At 56.0% G+C, this 21,437-nt stretch carries 10 protein-coding genes; 7 read left to right on the top strand and 3 right to left on the bottom strand.

Annotated elements, in window-relative coordinates:
* Positions 1–11: 11 nt before the first annotated feature.
* Genes J2S20_RS03315 through J2S20_RS03300 form a run of 4 tightly spaced genes read left to right on the top strand, consistent with a single transcriptional unit; the run spans position 12 to position 11,002 of the window.
* Complete coding sequence (locus tag J2S20_RS03315) at positions 12–5,813, top strand: hypothetical protein (RefSeq protein ID WP_307253197.1); 5,802 nt, start codon at positions 12–14, stop codon at positions 5,811–5,813.
* A gap of 6 nt (positions 5,814–5,819) precedes the next feature.
* Entirely contained in the window at positions 5,820–6,272 is a 453-nt protein-coding gene (locus J2S20_RS03310) for a hypothetical protein (RefSeq protein WP_307253194.1), read from the top strand.
* An 11-nt stretch (positions 6,273–6,283) separates the two neighbouring features.
* Entirely contained in the window at positions 6,284–10,819 is a 4,536-nt protein-coding gene (locus J2S20_RS03305; protein ID WP_307253192.1) for an N-acetylmuramoyl-L-alanine amidase family protein, read from the top strand.
* A 33-nt stretch (positions 10,820–10,852) separates the two neighbouring features.
* Positions 10,853–11,002, top strand: a complete 150-nt coding sequence (locus tag J2S20_RS03300; protein WP_170065359.1) for a hypothetical protein — start codon at positions 10,853–10,855, stop codon at positions 11,000–11,002.
* A 67-nt stretch (positions 11,003–11,069) separates the two neighbouring features.
* Here J2S20_RS03300 and J2S20_RS03295 read toward each other — a convergent pair whose 3' ends face one another.
* From J2S20_RS03295 to J2S20_RS03285, 3 genes are all read right to left on the bottom strand, one after another.
* The gene (locus J2S20_RS03295) at positions 11,070–13,169 is read right to left on the bottom strand and encodes an efflux RND transporter permease subunit (RefSeq protein WP_307253190.1); all 2,100 of its coding nucleotides are present in this window, start codon (positions 13,167–13,169) and stop codon (positions 11,070–11,072) included.
* 13 nt (positions 13,170–13,182) lie between these two features.
* Positions 13,183–15,483 (bottom strand): hypothetical protein, encoded by a 2,301-nt coding sequence (locus J2S20_RS03290; RefSeq protein WP_307253187.1) that lies wholly within the window; start codon positions 15,481–15,483, stop codon positions 13,183–13,185.
* A gap of 123 nt (positions 15,484–15,606) precedes the next feature.
* Positions 15,607–16,722 carry a DUF2974 domain-containing protein gene (locus J2S20_RS03285; protein WP_307253186.1) on the bottom strand — a complete coding sequence of 372 codons (1,116 nt, stop codon included), beginning with the start codon at positions 16,720–16,722 and terminating at the stop codon, positions 15,607–15,609.
* 291 nt (positions 16,723–17,013) lie between these two features.
* On the opposite strand from J2S20_RS03285, the gene trkA reads away from it, so the two are divergent.
* The 3 genes from trkA (at position 17,014) to J2S20_RS03270 (ending at position 21,326) form a co-directional block, all read left to right on the top strand.
* Positions 17,014–18,390, top strand: a complete 1,377-nt coding sequence (gene trkA, locus J2S20_RS03280; protein WP_307253184.1) for a Trk system potassium transporter TrkA — start codon at positions 17,014–17,016, stop codon at positions 18,388–18,390.
* Positions 18,387–19,877, top strand: coding sequence for a TrkH family potassium uptake protein (locus tag J2S20_RS03275; protein ID WP_106611612.1), 1,491 nt, complete (start codon positions 18,387–18,389; stop codon positions 19,875–19,877). Before trkA ends, J2S20_RS03275 begins: the two co-directional genes overlap by 4 nt.
* Before the next feature lie 201 nt (positions 19,878–20,078).
* Positions 20,079–21,326: a BMP family ABC transporter substrate-binding protein gene (locus tag J2S20_RS03270; protein ID WP_106611613.1), complete on the top strand. Its 1,248-nt coding sequence runs from the start codon at positions 20,079–20,081 to the stop codon at positions 21,324–21,326.
* Positions 21,327–21,437: the final 111 nt, after the last annotated feature.

Here is a 21,437-nt window from a genome sequence, read left to right as displayed (position 1 = left end):
AGCAAAAGGAAATGAAGAATGGAACGGCAGGAAAACGAAAGGGGATCGTCAGGCGCTTCCTCGCGAAGGCTCTTGCGCTCACAATGGTGTTCGGCCTTCTTGCGCCGGCGCCGGCGATGACGCTGACGGCATATGCGTCGGAGATGGCCGTGGAAGATCTTGGCGAACGAAGCTGCAGCTCAACTCTGGGAGTCATCCAGTCGAGTAAATCCTTTGACATTCAGGGAAAGAGAACGGAAAATACTACATACACCACCGGTAGCAGCAGCTTTAATACAAGCTATCGTAACAATGGGTATCAGACCTATATTGCGGTCAATGGCGGCGACAAAAAAAGTATACAATGCAATAAAAACGGCGGAGTACAGGAGCCTGACGGGACGGGCGTTGAGGTAAAAATGACTGTGCTGCCGAGTCCTGACAACAAGTACCTTTTTGTGAATTATTATGTTTACAATAAGGATGCTCAGGTTAAGAAGGTAAATATTGGAAGCTGTGCGGATATACAGATAGACGGACACTCATCCGGAAGCGGTGACCCGGCGGATGCCGCGACGCTTTATAAGACGGACGCTGGCTTTCATATGCTGAATTATGGGAACTACTCATCCTTTGACTGCTACACCAGCGAGAATATTACAGGAATGCCGGTGCCTACCACGCGGTGGATTGGACACTATGGAAGCAGAAGCCAAAACATTTTCACTGAAGGCGGCGGTTCATCTGTCAGCAATACCGACTCGGGTCTGGCGTATTCCTGGAGTTTTGAGCTGCGTCCCTATGAGACGGTGCAGAGAAGGGTGGCATTTGCCTGCCGCGTGAATTCTTATTATGTGTCTTCGCAATATGGAAATGACGGAAATGAAGGTACCTACACAAAGCCGTATAAAACGCTCAGTAAGGCGATAGAGAAAATTGGAAATAATAAGGGATATATCTATGTTATGGACTATGAGCCTTTTACTTCAGCGCTCACGCTTTCTGGAAGCGACAGCAGGGATATAACCATAGCGAGCACAGATTTTACACACGACGGAAAGTCAACCCTGAATCTACCGGCCGAAGAGCGGATTAAGACCCTCGAGAGAGATACAAACTATGCGGACGAGCTCTTTCATGTGACGGGAGGCAAATGGAGCTTTAACGATATTACGCTCTCCGGTAGTGAAAAGGAAAGCGCTTCTCCTGTTATTTCGGTGACAGCGGGAAGCTTGGCAATCAACAGTGGTGCGACGGTGACCGGCGCAAAGGGAAGCGCGACGGACAAGGGCAGCGCGATTGATTTGAGCGGCAGTGCGAGCCTCGCCATGAACGGCGGCTCGGTTACAGGCAATACCTCCGCGAAAGACGGCAGGGGCGCCGTGCATTTCAACAGCACGGGAACCTTTGCTGTTTTGAACGCGGTGAAGATCAGCGGCAACAAAGACACGGAAAATAAAGCAGCGAATGTATACCTTCCGGCTGGAAAGTGCATCACGGTGGAGGGTGATCTTGAGGGCAGCGAGATCGGCGTGACGACGGCGACGCTTCCGGAGATGACGGTAGGAGGAGCTGCCCCGACCGCTGCCGGACAGGAGGTTGTGGTGGCGGTGCCCTCCGCGAGCTACCCGGGTACTGTGACCACCTGCCCATTCTCCGATTCTTTCAAGGCGGACCAGAGCGCGAAGGGGCTCACGGTGAACGTGGGTGCAGATGCGCTCCATAATATTAAAAATGCAGTGCTCCGGCGGAGCGGTTATACCATGAGCTTCGTCTATGTGGACGATAAGGGAACGGCGGTCAGCGGCGCGGAGAACCGCCCGGAGAAGCCCTACGGTGAGGGAGCTGCGGTCGATGAGGCTGCTCCGGCTCCGGCTCCTGGCTACACACTGACGGGTGTCAGCGTGAATCAGGGCAGCGGCACGGCACTGACCCCTGTAATGAGCGGCAGCGATATGGGGAAAATCACCGGAAGCATGCCTGCGCAGGATGTCGTTGTTACATACACCTATGTAAGGCGCGGCAGCTCCATCAGCTTTCATGCGAACGGCGGTACGCCGGAGCCCGCGGAGCTGAAGGGAAATACCGGGGACAGCGTGCATGCAGTGATGCCGACTGTCCTGAAGTACGGCTATACCTTTGAAGGATGGGTCAAGGGTGTCTATGACGCAGGGACTCAGAGCTGGAGCCTGCCGACGCCTCCTTACACCTTCGAGAGAGCGCTTCCTTCGCACTTCCCGGAGGAGCCGGTGAAGTACTACGCTATTTTTAAGCCGGACACGAGTGTAAAGTTCGACTACACGGTGGCATATCAGAATGCAAACGGGAGCATTACCTTCCAGACGGGCACCGCAGAGAAGGCGCACTCCGTGGAGGATGAGATCACAGCGGATCAGAAAGCGATCCATGGCTATAAGTGGTCTAAGGCGGCTTCCCTTCTGAGCCCTGAGACATTTGATTTTTACGACGGACGCGGTCCTGTTGACATTGCCACCTTTGATCCCGCGAACGGCCACTTATCCGGGCATATGCCGGGACAGGACGCCGCTGTCTACTATCGCTATGTGGTGGATTATAGTGATCCGAGTGCCCGCTCGGATTTCACCGTGAAGCATGTGACGGCGAGTGGCACAGAGGTTTTTCCGGAGCACACGGAGCCCTACTATCCGGAGGATGACATCGCGGCGCATCCGGCAGCGGTCTATGGCTACGATCTGGTCGAAGCAAAGGTCACAAAGGGCACTAGAGCGGATGACGCGGACGGACACCTGGTCAGTGCGGCGGGTGAAAACTTTGACAACGCATGGAACTACAGCGGAAAGATGCCGAACCAGCCCGTGGAGATCACTTATATCTATGAGCCGAACGGCGAGGGCTATCGCTTCAGGGTGCTCTATGAGGACAACAACACGGATGACAGCAGCCTGAGGGATATCATCGAACCCATTGAGGATACGGGGAAGCAGGCGGATCAGCCTGTCGAGGCGGAGTGCAAGGAGCTGTACGGTTATATTCACAGCACGCACGCTGCCGCACCGGCCGCGCCGAACGCGCAGTTTGACGGAGACCATAACTACTCCGCGAAGATGCCGGCGGACAACCTCACAGTGACCTATACCTATGACCGTGATCCGGACAAGTGGGTGAAGATCAGCTATTACAGCGGACCGCTGGGAGCGCTCTCGCATGATAACGAGTCTCCGGCTGACGATCCGTCCAAGCTTGTCTCGCCGGACGTGAAGAGCGGCGGCAGCGGCAGCTACTATGCAAAAGTGCTGAAGGCAGGTGGTTCGGACGAGGGCTATACCTGGGAGCAGATCCGGAAGAAGCGCCTGGTGCCAATTGCGAAATCGAACAGCGAGTACTATCGCTTTGCGGGCTGGTTCATTGACAGCAACGGAAACCAGACTCTGGATCGGGATAATGGTGAGACCCTGCTTACCGATACGCAGAAATTTGACGGCGATACCGCAGTGTTCGCGTACTTTGAGGAGGTACCCTCGAAGTGGGTGGATATCAAATTCAAGGCGGGAGATCACGGAACGCTGGCCGGCGCGGCGACGCTTCACACGCGCTACGACGATACCTGGGGAGCCATTGCAAAGCCTGCCTATACGCCGGAGGTGAATTACCTTGTGCGGGGCTGGTACGACGGCAGCGTGGCAATGCAGGATGGCGATGCACTGACAGACGGGAAGACCTACACGATCCGCTTCTATCCGGATCCGAATGTCTTCGGAACAAACGCGGGCGATGTGGATGCCGCGGGAAGTCTTGATGAGGACGGACGGGGCAGAGTCACGGCCTTCGATACGAAGCCGGGCTATAAATACATCATCACCGACATGGCCGGGAATATCCTGGGTGTTCAGAATGGAAGCATTACGGGAAGGGTGATCTTTAACGATCTCTATCCGGGAACAAGGTATCAGGTCTATGAGGCGTCCGGAGATACCGACGCCGCTCCGGGAGGCCATGTCTCCGGTGCGAGCGGGATGCTCGGAAATCCGACGGAAGTCCTGGTGCCGGTGGTTGAGCATAACTACCAGATCAGCTACGACACGGAGAATGAGGGGAAGACAGTCCTGACCATTGAACCGGCGGATAAGGATGCGGACTACGCAATTCTTGACGAGAGCGGAAATGTGGTGCATACGCCGGAGAGCGGCGAGGGCGGCTGGCAGACCCCGGCGGGGAATCCCGGAAAAGTTGTCTTCCCGGGCCTGGATCATGGCGGAAAATACACGGTTGTCGCGCGGCCGAAGGGACAGAGCGGCATAGCGGCGGAGGATAAGCGGCCGGACGGCACAGATCTCACGATGGATCCGGGCGGTGAGCTGGAGATTCCGAAGTTCATCGTGCAGACGGTGAACGGAGAGGTGGTGAGCGTCGGAGACAACGCAGTCGGCGCCCCCCGCTATGATGAGGCGCACAGAGGAGATGCCGTTCAGGTCTCTGCGGAGGCAGCGGACGGCGCAGGCCACAGCTTCCGCTTCTGGAGGGTGCTGGTCGGTGCGGTCTCCGGAATCGGCTCAAAGCTGAAGAATCTTGCGTTCGGCTTTGCGATGCCGGATACCAATGTGGTGTTAACAGCGGAGTACCAGAGAGGCTCTTCGAGCAATGCGACTGTCACGGATGAGGTCCGGGGCGGAAATCCGGGCGAGATGGCGCTTGATCCCGACGAGATCGAGGATCTTGAGGACAGTCTCACCACGGACGCGGATCGCGTGCTGATGAAGAAGAACAAGGCGGAAGTCATCTACAAGGTGGTGTACAGAAAGGGAAAGGTCAGGAAGAATGTCTCCGATGCGGTGAGGGAGTTCAATGATTATGAGCACAGCTCACACAAGAAGGCTTACACCGAGGCGTGGGAGCTCGGCGTCGATATCGAGCGCTACGTCAACGGAAGAAGAGTGAAGCGGACCACGCCCTCCAATGCACAGTTCAACACCTATGTGCAGCTCGACAAGGAAGATGTGGACATGATGGATTACGCGCTCTATGAGTACCGGAAGGATCCGGCTGATCCGACGAACTACCTTGTGGAGGAGGTTACTCTGAGTGAGGATCCGGAGGAGAGCGGAGGACTCTTCACCTTTACGGCAAGAGATGGCGCGCGCTATGTCCTGACCTACTCGAAGGCGTTCCGCCTCACCTTTATCAACGAGCACTCCGAGACACAGCCGCAGTATACCTTCAAGCTGCGAAAGGGTGATTCACCGGAGGATACAGTGGGAAATCCGGATTATCCAAACGGCGATTACGGTCAGGTGGAGGATCCGAAACCCGATTTCACGAGCACGGAGGGTGTCTATTACCTCTACAAGGGCTGGAGCCGGAGAAAGGACAGAATGAGGGCCTTTGATCCGGGCGATCCGATCGGGAAGAGAAGCTATGTCTACGCCTTCTACGAGGACAATAAGAAGGAAGTGACCGAGGCGCGGAAGGCTCTGGACAAGGCGATTCAGGAAGCGATGCGAAGGGCGGACGACTTCTTCTTAAAGAGGAAGGAGACCGGAGAGATTCTGGATAAGATAGACGATGTCGTGAGAAAGTTTGAACAGACCGAACCGAGAAGGCTGACGCAGAATGAGCTTGAGGATCTTCTGAGCGAACTGAAGAACTTCATGAAGACCTACGACGATCAGCTGGATAACCGCTATAAGCACTATGATGATATCACCACCCACAGAAGCGGCGGCGGAAGCGGCGGCGGTGGCGGCGGAAGAGGCGCGGGAACGAGGAGTGTTCCCTATGTCCCCGAGAACGCCAGAAATTATGTGGTCGGAACCAATGGAAACTGGGAGCTTGTGGACGCGGAGAAGCACGAGTGAGCCTTCGTGCTGAATGGAGGCATTCGCCTGACCAGCCGCTGGGCGAAGCTCGATTACGCGAACGGAGATATAAACCGAAACGGCTGGTATCACTTCAACTCTCACGGCCTCATGGATTCCGGCTGGTTCCGCGATGAGGCGCAGGAATGGTACTACTGCGACACCGTCCATGACGGCTGGTTTGGAAAGATGAAGACCGGCTGGCACTATGACAGGGACGACAGACACTGGTATTATCTTGATCCTGTGAGCGGAAAGATGGCGACGGGCTGGGTGCTCATCGACGGAAAGTGGTACTACTTCGCACCACAGAACAGCGGCGAAACCTGGCAGTACGACTGGACGGCGGAGAAGTGGTTCTATCTCGGAAATGACAGAAGACCGCTGGGTTCCATGTTTGAGGACGAGACAACGCCGGACGGCTACCGTGTAAACGGCGACGGCGCGTGGATCAGATGAGGAGGAGCAGGATGAAAATACGAAGACGCATCAGAGCGCGCTTCGCCGCAGCTCTGGCGGCTGTCATGGCGATCACCATGACAGCCCCGGCCCTGCCGGCGTATGCGTATGCGCTGCCATACGGAGGCGACGCCGTGATTCGCTTTGATCCGGGGATCGGGCCGGATCTCAAGGCCAAGGATCAGCAGAATGGTCAATTTTACTGGACGGATGGAACGAAGGATAGCTATGGAGATCTCCCGCAGGAGACAGAGGGCGGAAAAAAGCTCTCTGTTGCGCACGGAAAGGCGGGACACGCGCTGACAGAGTCAACTGATTTTGGTGGAATTGCTACGCAGGAAGCGCAGCACCCCAACGGTGGCGGAACAGTTTTGAGACCGGTGCTCCCGAAGCTTCGTGGGGATGGAGCAACCATCCCGGCATGGCCGGGCTACCGCTTTGACGGCTGGTTTGACAGTGATGGCAACAGGCTTTTGAATCTTCCCGCACACTTTTCCTACACCACTCCCACCACCTACACGGCGAGGTGGACAGGAGACAGCGCGGATCAGTTTGACTTTACTGTTATGCATTATCGCGATCTTAACAAAACGCGGAACGGGCAGAAAGGCGTGGATGCGATTATCGCGGATGATACAGACCCTGAGATACACGCGTTCAAAAAGGACGGTCCGACAAAGGTGACTGCGAATCAGGGGGTTTCCGCCACCTACCGGAGAGATATCCCCGGCTATAAGCTTCAGGACGTGCTGATCAAGAACAATAAAAAGAGAGGGTTCGGAGAGGCCTCCGGTGCGGGAAGCATCGAACCGGAAGCTGCGAAGCTGAATGCGAGCAACAATCTGACGGGCGTCATGCCGAACGATGACCTTACAGTGGCGTACCGCTACAAGCCGAATGATCAGGTGAAATTCGCCTTTGAGGTGGAGTATGTGGATGTAGATGGCCACACGATCAAAAGCCCGGAGCGCAAGGGCTACTCCGCAGAGGACGAGGTTTCAAAGACTCCGGACAGTATAACTGCCTATGCGTTTCAGGGCGCGGAGCTGCTTGAGGGAAAGGAGCCGAAAAAGGCGGAGCATGTCTATGCGGTGTCTGATGACAGCCTGAATAAGACCACGGGTGAATTCAGAGGAAAGATGCCGAACCAGAAGGTGAGGATCCGCTATACGTACAGGCTGGATCCGGAGTTCACATCTGATGTTGTTGTGCATTATCGTGACAACCATGGAGAGCTGATGAAAAATATCGGCACGGATGGCAGTGCGACGTATCATTTCAATTTCCTCGACGAGCACGAGGTGCCTGTTCCGAAGCAGAGCGGCTACACCTATCCGCCGAATATTACCTTCTCTCCGAATGCGAATTTTGTGCCAATGCAGAATCCGAAGGAGGGCTATGAGAACTTTAAGTTTAAGCTCCAGAACGGTTCCGGCAGTATTGATGTCACCTATCTTGAGGACTTAAGTGACACCGAGAACTGGGCGCGCGTGACCTACGCGTCCGGAGCGCACGGTACAAATAGCGGACCCGTTGAGCCGAAGTCCTTCCCGAAGGGAGCGCAGAAGCTCTCTGTCCTGACTAAGAACATCAGCACGGATGCAGATCCGAACTACAGGTTCAAGGGCTGGTATAAGGCGGATGCCTCCGGCAAGCCCGTGGGAGACAAGCTCTCCGAAGATATAGATCTGGACGGGGATCTGCGCCTGATCTCAGTGTTCGAGGAGACTGAGGAGGATTGGTTTGATTTAAGCTTTGTGGCGGGAAGCCACGGAAGCATTTCCGGAAAGCAGACGGCACATGTGCCGCGCGGCACGAAATGGAGCGATCTCATGCTTCCGATACCGTCGCCGGATGCGCTGTATCAGAACGACAAGTGGTACAACGAGGCAGGCGAGCCGATGGTGGACCCGGACGCTTTGATTCTCGCGAATCAGACTTATACCTTCCGCTTCACAAGGTTCAATGCGCTGCCGGATGACCACCTCCTCGCAATTCCGGATGCCTCCGGCGGCGTGACGTCGAACGGAAGCGGAAGAGTTGTGGTCAGTGCGCCGAATGAGAACCGCAAATATGCACTTACCGACAGATATGGGAATATCATCGCCGTGCAGAGCGGCAGCGCGCTGCAGAACGGCGCCTTCACAGGACTTCCGGTCTGCGAGCAGTATTTTGTCTATGAACTTGAGGAGCATCAGGACACGTGGAATCTTGATAACATTCAGACTGTCGATCCGGACAAGCGGAGTCAGCCTGCGCTCGCGGTGGTTCCGGCGCTCGGAAATAATTACTCCGTTGACAGCGATCCGCTGGCGGCGGACAAAAAGAAGCTCACCGTGACGCCTGCTGCTACGGACACCGTGTATGCACTTCTTGACGCGGACGGAAATATCGTTGCGCAGGAGGGAGCTGCAGATGGCTGGAAGGCGCCGTCCGGAAGCCCGCAGACCGTGGAGTTTACGGGGCTTGATCCGAACACGACCTACACAGTGGTGGCGCGGACTGCCTCCGGAAGTGAGACGCCGGAGGAGAAGCAGCCCATGGGAAGCACCGTTACAGTCACCGGAACGCAGAGCGCTGCTGAGAGCACATATGTGCTTCGGCTTCTTGACGGCGGCAGAGTGACGGAGATCACGAGAAACGGAAATGTCATCGCGATCGGGGACGATGAGACCGAGGTGACAGTCCGGGAGGGTGACCGGATCAAGATTGACGCAGATGCAGCGGATGCAGACGGCAACGCGTTCCGCAAGTGGAATATTCTGATCGGCGGCATGACGATCCAGCACCGCGACCGGCGGAATCAGACCGTCACCATGCCGAGAGGAGCGGTGGTTCTGCAGGCCACCTATAATACTCCGTCGGCGACCTCTGCTGCGACGCTGGATTACGCGCCGAAGGACGGAAGGTTCGCATTGAATCCGGAGGAAGGTGCGATTGAGAAGCTCAGAACAGCACTGATCAGCAATCCGACGGACGAAGCGGCACTTTCAGTTCTGAACACAGAGCTCGCCTACACAGTGCACTTTGACCGGAGGAGCGTTGCGGCATCGGTATCGAATGCGCTTAGAGAGAAAACCGGAGAGGAAAAGCTGAAGTTCCCGTGGAGCGTAAAGCTTGGTCTGACTCGTGCAGTGAATGGCGTAAACAAGCCGCTTCCCGCCTCCGGCAGCAATGCAGAGGTAAATGTGCTCGCAAGGATTGACGAGAGTCTCCTCGGCGGCATGGACTATAAGCTCTGGAGACAGTCCACGGATACGGCAGGAGAGCTCACGTTTGAGGAGCTTTCAATGAAGCCGGATCCGAACGAGGAGGATTCCGGTTTCCGGGGAGTGTTCCACTTCCTCGCAAATATCGGAGATACCGTAGTTTTAAGCTACAGCAAGGCCTATATCGTTACGATCGAAGATACAAAGCGCGGCACGGTTCACAGACTGAAGGTCCGTCAGGGCGAGAGCCTTGAGGATGCTGAAAATTACATGGACATTTGGAGTGATCTGAAAACCATATGGACCGATCCGGCGACAGGCATTGAGTATGAGCTGGAGGGAATTAAAAAGTCCAACTCTGCATCAGCTCCGAACTATGACGTGACGGATGAAGTGAAGCGGAATCTGACGCTCTATGCGCTGTACGCTCCGGCGGACGATTCAGCCTGGCAGGCAGCATGCGAAAAGCTGAAAAGAGAGACGGATGTTGCGAGTGCACTGAGCACGAACGGGAATGTATCCCCGGAGGACAGAGAGGATCTGACCCAGGCGATCGCACATGCCAATGCTGTGCGGACACACTTGCCGAGACCGACAATAGCGGAGCTGGAAGCGGAGTATAACGCGCTGAAGGAGCTTGTGGACAGAATTACAACAGCTAACCCGACACCGCCCGGGCCCACTCCTCCGGAACCTGTTCCGCCCACCCCACCGACGCCTGGCGGAAGCGGCGGGCATAGTGGCGGCGGAGGCGGCGGAGGCGGCGTCTCCCGGAGCATCGCTGCGAGTGCCGGACCGGGAGTCAGAAGTGCCTACCGCAGCGGAACCGACGGAAACTGGGACAATTTTGATCCTGCGAAGCATGGCTGGGCATTTGTGACGTCTGCCGGAAATCGGCTGAAGGATCAGTGGGCGGATATCGTCTACACCTTCGGAGGCGTATCAAAGGTCTACACCTATCATTTTGATGCGGATGGCGTGATGGACAGCGGCTGGTACAGAGACGCAGCGGGAAGCTGGTACTTCCTGTCTGCCGTCCATGACGGCTGGTTCGGAGGACTCATAAAGGGCTGGCATCACGACGCAAACGATGGGAACTGGTATTATCTGAATCTCCTGGACGGCGCAATGGTGACCGGCTGGCAGAAGATTGACGGGAAGTGGTACTTCCTGAACCCGCACACACCGGAACAGACCTGGTTCTGGAATGCTGAGACGGAGCGATGGGAGTACCGCAACGGACAGAGTCGCCCGCTGGGTGCTATGTATGCGGGTGAGCAGACGCCGGACGGCTATCGTGTGGATGAGAGCGGCGCGTGGATCAGAGAGACACCGTAAGGCTGCATAAAACAGAAGTGTGAGAGAAGCAGGATGCTGTTATGGCAGACTGCAGAGGCGCAGGGAGCTGCTGAAAAGTGGTTCTCTGCGTGGATCAGAATTGAAGAGGACAAGAGGGGCGTCTCCATTTCGGAGACGCCCCTCTTATCAAGTATGGCCTTTTCAATCGACGTGCAGCTTTGATTTTAGAGCTTCCTGAAGCACCTGAGAGAAGTTAACAGCCTCCTACTCGATTGATGCTTGCCAGACTTTACTTGGCCGGCTTCTCTTTTGCTTTCGGTTTCGGAAGCGTGTCCCAGTTCATGGTGGTGCGGCTGAACAGGGGCTCCAGCTCATAGAGAATGCAGGGCAGCATGAAGGCGACTATGAAGGCGCTGATCAGCGCGCCGCGCGCCAGCAGCATACATACCTCCCGGATCAGGTACATGCGGGAGACGAAGGCGACGCCGACGGTCGCAGAGAACATTCCGAGTGCGCTGGTGATGATGGAGGCATCCGAGGTGCTGCCCGCGAGGAGTGCAGCCTCCATTCTGTCCTTCCCGTTTCGGATCTCCTCCTGAAAGCGGGAGCTCACAAGTATCGCGTAGTCCACGGTCGCGCCGAGCTGAATCGCGCTGATCAGGATGGGAGCTATGAAGGAGATGGAGCTTCCCATCCAGTAGCACAGCCCCTGATTGATATAGATTGCGAGCTCGATCGCGAGGATCAGGGCGAAGGGAATGCTGACTGAGCGGAAGATCATCATAACGATCACAAAGATCGCCGCAATAGAGAGATAATTGGTCGTCACATTGTCCTGCGTGAAGACTGTGCGAAGATCCTCCGTCATGGCGGATTCCCCGGTCAGGTAGGCATTCGGGTCATAGCGGTACACGAGCTCGCTCACCTGCTTCAGCTGCTCTTTCATCTCATTGGTCGCGGGATCGAAGTCGGAGATGAGCATCATGAGCTGATACTCATCGGACTTGAAGATATCGCGTATTTTCTTCGGCAAGAAGAAATCCGGCACGCCATTGCCGATGAGACTGTGGTAAGAGAGCACATGGCTGATGCCGGGTATGGCATCGAGACCGTCCTCCAGCTCTCCGAGTGTCCCGTTGTCGATGTCCGAGGAGAGGATCACAACGTGCTGCGTGGACATGCTGAAATCCTCCTTCAGCTTCGCATTTGAGGTGAGCGAGGGCAGGGAGCTCGGGAGCGAGCGGGAGATCTGGTAATAGATATTTGTGTGCGTCTGTGAGTACCATGCCGGGTAGAGGCAGAGGAGGAAGGCGAGTATCCACGCTCTGCGGTGCCGGAGTATCCAGCGGTTCATCCCCGTGAAGTCCGGAAAGAGATTTTTGTGCTTATACTGCTCGATCTGGCGGTTAAAGACCAGAACAAAACAGGGAAGAATGAAGATTACGCAGACGATACCGAGCACCACACCCTTTGCCATCACGATGCCCATGTCCCGCCCCATGGTGAAGCGCATGGCGCAGAGAGCCAGAAAGCCCGCGATGGTTGTGAGCGAGCTGCCGGAGAGCGCCGAGAAGGCCGCTGCCATGGCTTCGGCCATGGCGTCCCGGATATCCTCATGTCTGGCTTTCTCCTCTTCGTAGCGCCGGTACAGAAAGATGGAGTAGTCCATCGTGACGCCGAGCTGCAATATTGCGGCGATCGCCTTTGTGATGTAGGAGATCTGTCCGAAGAAAATATTTGAGCCCATGTTGTAGATCACGGCGAGGCCTATGCAGCTTAAAAGAATCGGCGGCATTGCGTAGGATTCGAAGCTCAGAAAGAGCACGATCAGTGTGAGCAGCACTGCAATCACCGTATAGATCGGAAGCTCTGCAATCACCAGTTCCTTGATATCCTCGACCATGGCGGACATCCCCGCCACAAAGCAGCGCTCATTCATGAGCTTTCGTATCTCAACGATGGCGTTCATCGTGTCGTCCGAGGAGAGATTTGTCTCGAACTGGACGATCATCATGGTAGCCTCTCCGCTGAAGAAGTTCTTCTGGAGCTCGGAGGGGAAGAGTGAGGTCGGGACCTGAATTCCGAGACTGTCAGAGATCCAGAAGGCATTGCCCACGTGATCCAGTTTTTTGATTCTGGAGAGCAGATCGTCTGTATACTTCGGAGGCATTCCCTCCACAACAATCATGCTGGTTGCAGCAGCCTTGAAGGGATCCTCGAGCAGGCGCTCCCCCTCCACAGAGCGCACATTCTCCGGCAGATAGGAGAGCACATCATAGTTGGTTCTGGTGCCGATGTAGCCGAGGATCGAGGGAATGGTGAGAAGCAGGGCGGCGAGGATGATGAATTTCGGACGCTGGGTGAGCCAGCGCGCAAGTTTTTTTATCATGACAGCTGCCTCCTTAATGCTTCATCCAGCCGGTGAGCGCGTGCCAGAGATCCCGAAACATCTGGGCAATGCGCTGCAGCACGCTTCTGTGGTCCCGGTCATCTCCGGAGTGAAGGTGATTCTCCTCCTCCTCCGCCTTGATCTCCGCACTGCGGATGAGGACAGAGACTGTGGAGACATTCTGGTTCTGCGGGGAGGTCAGGGATTCGGCGGCCGCATCTGCATCCAGGCGGAAGAGATTGGTCTTATCGCCGGTGTGCTCGTCCCACTTATCATCGACCAGATCATTCAGGCTCTGCTTTGCTTCCCGGAATTTTGTATTGCTCTCCAGTGCATCCGCACTCTTTTTCAGGAGCCCGGAGCTGTTTTGGAGCGCAGCTCTCGTGCCGTCGTTCAGCTGGTCGCTGTTCTGCCGCATGATGTCGCGGGTGGTTTTTAAGAAGCCGCTCAGGCTTCCGGCGGAGCTCTGCAGGGAGTCACAGACAGCGGCGCTGTCGTTCAGTGCAGACTGAAGCTCAGGGATCCAGCTGTCAATGGTGCTGTGCAGCTGATCCAGCTCCTTTATGCTGTCGGACAGCTCGACACTTAAGTTTCCCGCCTGATCAAAGCCCTTCTCTCCATCGGTGCCGATGGCAGCCATGAAGTCATAGAGCCCCTCCAGCGGAAGGTTCATGATATTTTCGCTGAGGCTGTCGGTTCTCTTATAGATATCTGCTGCTTTCCCGGAGGCGTTCTGGACCTCTCTGCGGTAGTTCCAGAGCGCGACAGCATAGCTGATTTCATCTGTGTCATAGCCGAGTGCGGTGAGCTTCTCGATCGCGAAGCTCTGGAAGCTGCCCTCGGGATACTCCATGCCGCGCACGGAGACGGTGCCGCTGCCCTTATAGCGCAGGTCAAGACCTGCATTTCCGGGTGTCGCCACACCGCTCCCGTGGCTGTTCAGATCATAGATCACCTCGCCGTCTCCAATCGCATCCATGGGCTGCATTCCCTGCGATTTCATGTAAGCCGCATAGGCCTGATAGAGCTGTGTCATCTGGGAGAGTGTGGAGCTGATGCTCCGGTTCACAGAATCCTGCCCGCTTTTTGAGAGCGCCCTCAGTCCCTCCACATCCTTCTTCACGCGGTGGGTGTCGCGATCCAGATCGCTGGTGACGTCCTGGAGGTTCTGCATGTCGTCGCTCAGCGAGCGGAGCGTCGATTTGGTGTCGTCGAGATCGTCCTTCAGCGCGAGCAGGCTGGCGTTCAGATCCTTTAAATTCTGCCGCAGGTCTGTGACACTGTTGTTTGTTGCATTCAGATGTCCGCTGAGCGGCTTCAGAGTCTCAGAGAGCCCGTCCATGGAGCCGAGGAAGCTGTCCAGATCTCCGTAAAAACGGCTGCTGGCGCTGTGTACATTCTGCCGTACGGCGTTCAGCGTGTCGAGTCCCTTGGCGGCGCCGGAGAGATTGGACTTCATGCTGTCCAGAGAGTCGAGCAGCTCATCCATCGCAGAGTTCATCTTGTCCCAGGAATCCTCAGCATCCTCCTTGGCTTCCCGGAGATCCTTCAAGTCTCCGAGCCTTCCCGCAGCATTGATCGGGCCCATCATAAAGGTCATGCCCTCATACTGAAACTCCTCTGCGCCGACGGAGAGTGTATATTCCTGTTCCTCCCCGGGCAGCCAGAGGAAGGCGGCGACCCGGATATTTCCGAGGGACTGGATCTGCGCGTCAGGTGCCTCCAGTGACACAATGTCGTTTAAGTTAAAGGCGGAAACTGCGGTCAGGAACCAGTTGTTTTTCATGTATTCGCTGCTGTCCGGATTCGGAACAGCCTTCACCGTGATTTTCACCACGCCCTTCTGTCCGGCGAGCTTCTCTGCCTCGGTCGGCACGCCGTTCAGCTGGTAGGAGAGGGAGATAGTCCATGGGAGGGCTCGGAAGGGAGCCTCTGTCTTTCCCTCAAAGTAAAAGCGCTCCGGTGCCTTCTCTCCAAAATGAAAGCGCACCGTTCCGTCACCTGTCTCCGCAGCAGTGCTGTCGGTGAGATTCTGTACGGCGTCATAGCTTCCGTAGTCTGTGATTTCCCTTGCGCCGTTCAGATTGTAGCTCTTCACGATGCTGGCCTCTGTCGGGTTGCCATAGCTGTCCAGCGTCACGTAATAGGCCTCGTCCACAGTGGGAGAGACGCCGTTTCCGATTGCCGCAGCTGCGGAGAGCGGGGGAAAGCATAACGCGGAACATGCTGTCGTGAGGGAGAGCAGGGTGCTGAGCGCTCTGCGCCTAACAGCCCGATTGTGAGAAGTTCTGTGATTATTTTGATTTTCATTCATAAGCTGCATAAAATCATCTCCTGTACACAGTTTGTGGGAGGCGGTGTGTTTTCCATCTCCCGCGATGCTCCTATTATAGAACAGAAGACGAATTTTTCAACACTTGTATTGATAAAAAATATTTTATCTGCCCGGAAGATGCGCGGGGAGCAGGAGAGAAGGAAAATTTTTGAGGCTCAGCGCGGCGAGCTCCATAAGTGTCTGACGCAGAAATTTCTGGGTATCCTCGTCCAGACTTGCGGCGGCCTTTGCAATGGTGGGGAGGCTGGTTTTCCAGTCATCGAGAAGCTCAGGAAAGGTCTTGGCATCATTTGAGGAGACCACAGTGTAGAGTGAGTCAACAAAGCGCTCCCGCGCCTCGGGGGAGAGCTCGTGCAGCCATTCGCTGAGTGTGTGGTTCAGGTAGCGGGCATCCGGGGCGAGCTCCTTCAGGTAGTGAAAATCCTGCCCCTGTATCTCCCAGGAGAAGGGATCATGCTGGAGGAGACTCAGCCTGCTGCTCTTCACGACGCGGAAGGGCTCCTGATGCTCAAGGAGCATACCGACCACAGCGGACTGCGGAAGCGTCTTGTGGATGCGGCTGCTCAGGGCATGAAAGCCAGGCTCCTGAAGGACTGCTGCGGGAAAGCCGGGACCGTCATGGGAGTAGACGCGTTCCATGCGGCGCCGAAGTGCGGCGCTGCTCTTTGCAGCCGCATAGACGGCGAGATTGCCGCCCTTTGAGTGTCCTCCGCAGCGCAGTATGCCGCGGCAGTGCCGGGCAGCGCGCTGGAGATAGCGGGCCGCCTCTGCCTGAGAGGGAACAGGGGACTGAAAGGCCATATTGAAATCTTCCTTCCATCCAATGAGCGTTGTGTTGGTGCCGCGGAAGGCGATATAGCTCTGATTCCGGTCAAGCTGGAGACTGACTGCAGCAAACTGCTTCTCCAGTCCGCTGTCGAACTGCTCCGTGAAGCCCTTCACACGGATATTGCGAAAGCGTGGGCTCGCAGCCATGGCACTGAGCAGGCGACGGCTTTCCTCCGCCTCCCACACATCGTGGAAGAGCGCAGGAAAGCTCTCTGCCCGGTACAGCTCGGCAAGCCGCACGCCGCGCCACTCGCGGACCTCTGGCACGGAGGAGGCGAGGTGAAAATAGGAGAACCAGGACAGAATGAGACTGTCCGGCGGAGAGAAGGGAAGCTGGTCAAAGGGCTCCAGCACCGTTTCGGTGTAGTCGATGATATTCTGTGTCTTCATAATGTATGTTTCCTCCTGAGGCGGTTTCTGCTCGGAGAGCTGCGGAGAGAGCAGGGAGACAGTGCATCAGCTGAGATATAGATAGTTTCAGTATACCCGCCTGAGGCTGTGCAAGTCAATTTACCGGCGGAGTGCAGTGTGAAAATTTGCCTCCTCCCCTTCGCCGTCCTTGTGGTATACTATGAGCACTTAACGAGAACGAGCCGAAGGCGAAGCTTGAGCTTAAATTATTTTGAAATTTTTTTGGGAGGCCCCGGCCTTCAGAGCAGATACAGGGAGAATGAGCGCAGTATGAAAATCATAGTCGTCGGAAATGGAAAGATAGGGCTTCTGCTGGTGCAGCAGCTCTCAAAGGAAGGGCACGATATCGTCGTGATCGACAATAACCCGCAGAAGCTCTACTACACGCAGGAGAAACTGGATGTGGCGATCGTCGTTGGAAACGGCGCCTCGATTGATGTGCTGAGAGAGGCGGGGGCGGCGAGCTGTGACCTTCTGATCGCCGTGACGAACAGCGATGAGATCAATCTGCTGACGGCGCTGGTTGCGGGTAAGCTGGGGTGCAGCAGCACTGTGGCGCGCGTCCGGAATCAGGAGTACGACCGGGAGATGAATCTCCTGAAATCCAGCTTTGGCCTGACCCTTGCCATCAACCCCGAGAAGACCTGTGCGAAGGAAATATTCCGCCTGCTGCAATTTCCTTCCTTTATTACGCGCAGCTCCTTTGCGGGCGGCAAGGCGGAGATGGTGGAGCTCCTCGTGCCGAAGGACGGCGAGCTGAACGGAAAGCGTCTGGATCAGATGCCGGCCATACTGAACAAGAAGGCCCTGATCTGTACCATTGAGCGCCGGGGAGAGGTCTTTGTGCCCTCCGGCTCCACAGAGCTCATGGCAGGAGATAAGCTCAGCATGGCGGCGGCAACCTCGGATCTGCCCTTCCTTCTGCGTCGCTTTGGCATAGGGAATGAGGGTATACGGAAGGTGATGATCGTCGGCGGAAGCTCGACGGGACTCTATCTCGCGGACGATCTGCTGCGGGCGGGGCTCAGTGTCACCATTGTTGAGGCGGATCCGGAGAAGTGCAGCCAGCTGGTGGAGCGTTTGCCGAAGGCTCATATTATCCACGGAGACGGCTCGCTTCAGGAGCTCCTTGAGGAAGAGGGCATCGCGGATATGGACGCGGTGGTTCCGCTGACCGGTATTGACGAGGAGAATATTATGATCTCTCTCTATGCAAAGTCCATCGGCGTAAAGATGACCATCACCAAGGTAAACCGGATTGAGTACCTGAAGCTCGTCGGCTCTGCGAATCTCGGGGCAGTGGTGAGTCCGAAGAGCCTCACGGCGAATGAGATCACCCGCTATGTGCGTGCGGTCGGTCAGTCCAGGGAGGGCAGTGTTGAGACGCTCTATACCATTAGTAACGGCAAGGCGGAGGCGCTCGGCTTTACGGTACCGGATCACCCGGCCATTCTGAATGTACCCATCATGCAGCTCAGGCTGAAGAAAGCGACCCTCATCGCCTCTATCGTTCGAAATCAGCAGGTTATCATACCCACCGGACAGGATGTGCTGATGAAGGGAGACTCCATCATTGTGATCGCGGATCCGCGGAGGATGATCTCAAATCTCACGGATATTTTCCTTGAGAACGGGGGCGCTTCATGAATTACAGACTGGTCGGAAAATATATGGGCTATATCATGCTGGTAGAGGGGATCTTTATGATCCCGGCCGTACTGGTTGCACTGTACTTCGGGGAGCCTGCCACAGTGCGGGCCCTTCTGATCTCGATTTGTGCGGCGCTCCTGCCGGGCACTCTGCTCAGCAGGCTTAAGAGCCGGGAATCCATCTCCATGGGGGAGGGCTTTGTGATCTGCGCGCTCGGCTGGATCGTGCTGTCTCTCATCGGAGCATTACCCTTTTACATCAGCGGAATGATTCCGCGCTTTATCGACTGCTGGTTTGAGACGGTGTCGGGCTTTACGACGACGGGCTCCAGCATACTGACGAATGTGGAGGCGCTCTCAAACGGTCTGCTCTACTGGCGCAGCTTTTCGCACTGGATCGGCGGCATGGGCGTGCTCGTCTTTCTGCTCGCAATTGTTCCGCTCTCCAAGGGAAATGGAGAGCCCTTCAATCTGATGAAGGCGGAGAGCCCGGGGCCGGCAGTGGGAAAGATCGTTCCGAAGATCAGCAAGACCGCGAAGATCACCTACCTCATATATTTTGGAATGACTGTCCTGATGATTGTTATGCTGCTCGCGGGCGGAATGCCGCTCTTCGACTCGGTGCTGAATGCCTTTGCGACGGCCGGAACCGGAGGCTTTGCCATACATAACAGCAGCATCGGTTTCTATGAAAGTCAATATTTACAGATGACCATTGCTGTGTTTATGGCGCTCTTTGGCGTGAACTTCTCTGTCTATTACCTGATTCTGACCAGGCATTTTAAGGAGGCCTTCCGGAACGAGGAGTTTCGCTGCTACTGGCTCATTCTGATTGCTGCCTCTCTGCTGATCGGAATCAACATCATGCCGATGTATGCGGGCAATATCCCTCAGGCTTTCCGCGACAGCTTTTTTTCCGTCTCCTCTATTATGACGACGACAGGCTTCTGTACAGCGGATTTTGACAGATGGCCGGATTTTTCGCGCTATCTTCTGCTCATCATCATGTGCGTGGGCGCCTCGGCAGGCTCCACCGGCGGAGGCATCAAGGTGTCGCGTATTCTGCTCCTGGCAAAGCACCTGAAGGCGCAGATGAATCAGATGATACACCCGCGTCGCGTCAGCATCGTCCGCATGGACGGGCGCAGAGTGGAGGACGGTGTGATGTTCGGTACCACCGCATACATGGCGGCCTACCTTCTCATTGCGATGGTTTCCATGATGATTATCTCTCTGGACAGCAAGGGACTGGTCACGACGATCAGCGCGGTGCTCTGCACCATGAACAATATAGGTCCGGGACTTGATGTCGTGGGACCGACAGGAAACTTCAGCAGCTTTTCTGACCTCTCAAAATTTGTGCTGTCCTTTAATATGCTGCTCGGAAGACTTGAGATTTTCCCCATCCTCTTTATGCTCTCGCCGGACGTGTGGCGGAGAAAGCGCATGCCGAGGAGCACAGTGCGCGCGCAGGAAGCGGGATGACGTTTCAGAGCCGCTGATGGAAGCGGTACTTTCTGAGAAGCGGAAAATGCAGGCCGGGTGTAACAGGGTATTCGGAAAAGTACAATTCCGGCAGGATCTTTCACGCAACGGCTCTTGCGGAGCCAGAGCAAATGTGGTATACAAGAACTGTTTCAAGGCTGTCGGCGAGGGACGCCGGCGAACATAAGGGAGGAAAGACGAATGAGAAAGGTATTGAGCGCACTGTGTGCTGTGTCCATGGCGGGCGTACTGCTTGCGGGCTGCGGAAGCTCCGCACAGACAGCAACAACCGCTGCGGCGGAGCCGGCGGCGGGCAGCGAGGCTGCCGCGGAGGAGAGCACCGAAGCTGCAGGAGAAGGCATTGCGAAGGAAGATCTGAAGATCGGTATCTTCTTCATCGGTGACGAGAACGAGGGCTACTCCGCTTCCCACATGGAGGGCATCAAGGACGCGGCGAGCGAGCTTGGTCTCAGCGAGGATCAGCTTATCATGAAGACCAATATTAGTGAGGACGAGAGCGCGCTGGATGCTGCTGAGGATCTGGCGAGCGACGGCTGCCAGCTCATCATCGGAACCAGCTTTGGTCACGAGAGCTATCTCATCGAAGCGGCCGGCAATCATCCGGAGATCACCTTCTGTCATGCGACCGGATTCCAGGCGGCGAGCTCAGGTCTCCCGAATATGCATAACTACTTTGACAATATCTACGAGGCGCGCTATGTGTCAGGTGTCGTTGCGGGCATGAAGCTGAAGGAGATGATCGACGAGGGTAAGCTTACCGCAGACGCCTGCAAGATCGGTTATGTCGGCGCATATCCCTACGCAGAAGTGATCTCCGGCTTCACCGCTTTTTATCTCGGTGCAAAGAGCATCGTTCCGGAGGCGACCATGAAGGTGCTCTACACCAACAGCTGGGCGGATCCGGCAGCAGAGGCGGAGACTGCAAAGCAGCTCATCTCCGACGGCTGTGTTCTCATCAGCCAGCACGCGGACACCACAGGTGCCCCGACCGCATGCGAGGAGGAGGGCGTTCCCTGCGTCGGCTACAATGTGGATATGACCAGCGTCGCACCGAATACCGCGCTGACTTCTCCGACCAATCACTGGTCCGTATATTATAAGTATGCCATTCAGTCCATGCTGGACGGCACGCCGATCGAGACCGACTGGTCCGAGGGCTTCAACGAGGATGCGGTTCGTATTTCCGCACTTGGCAGCTCCGTTGCGGCGGGTACAGAGGAGAAGGTGAAGGAGATTGAGGAGCAGATCAAGAGCGGCGAGCTCCACGTCTTTGATACCTCTACATTTACGGTGAACGGAGAGACGCTTGAGAGCTATGCGCCGAACGGTACAGAGTACATCTCCGACGGCTACTTCCATGAGTCCGAGGTCATCGCAGCGCCGGCCTTCGACATCATCGTGGACGGCATCGAGTCAGTTCAGAATTAAGCGTTTCAATTTTGAGTCAGGCTCTGAAGAATTCCCTTCAGAGCCTGATTTTAGGTTTATAAGAAGTATGCTATAATGAGCCTTGCACGGCGGGCGGGAGCGCCCTCCGGC

The organism is Moryella indoligenes (assembly GCF_030812885.1).
GTDB lineage: Bacteria > Bacillota > Clostridia > Lachnospirales > Lachnospiraceae > Moryella > Moryella indoligenes.
This window is presented reverse-complemented; position numbering and strand designations above follow the sequence as displayed.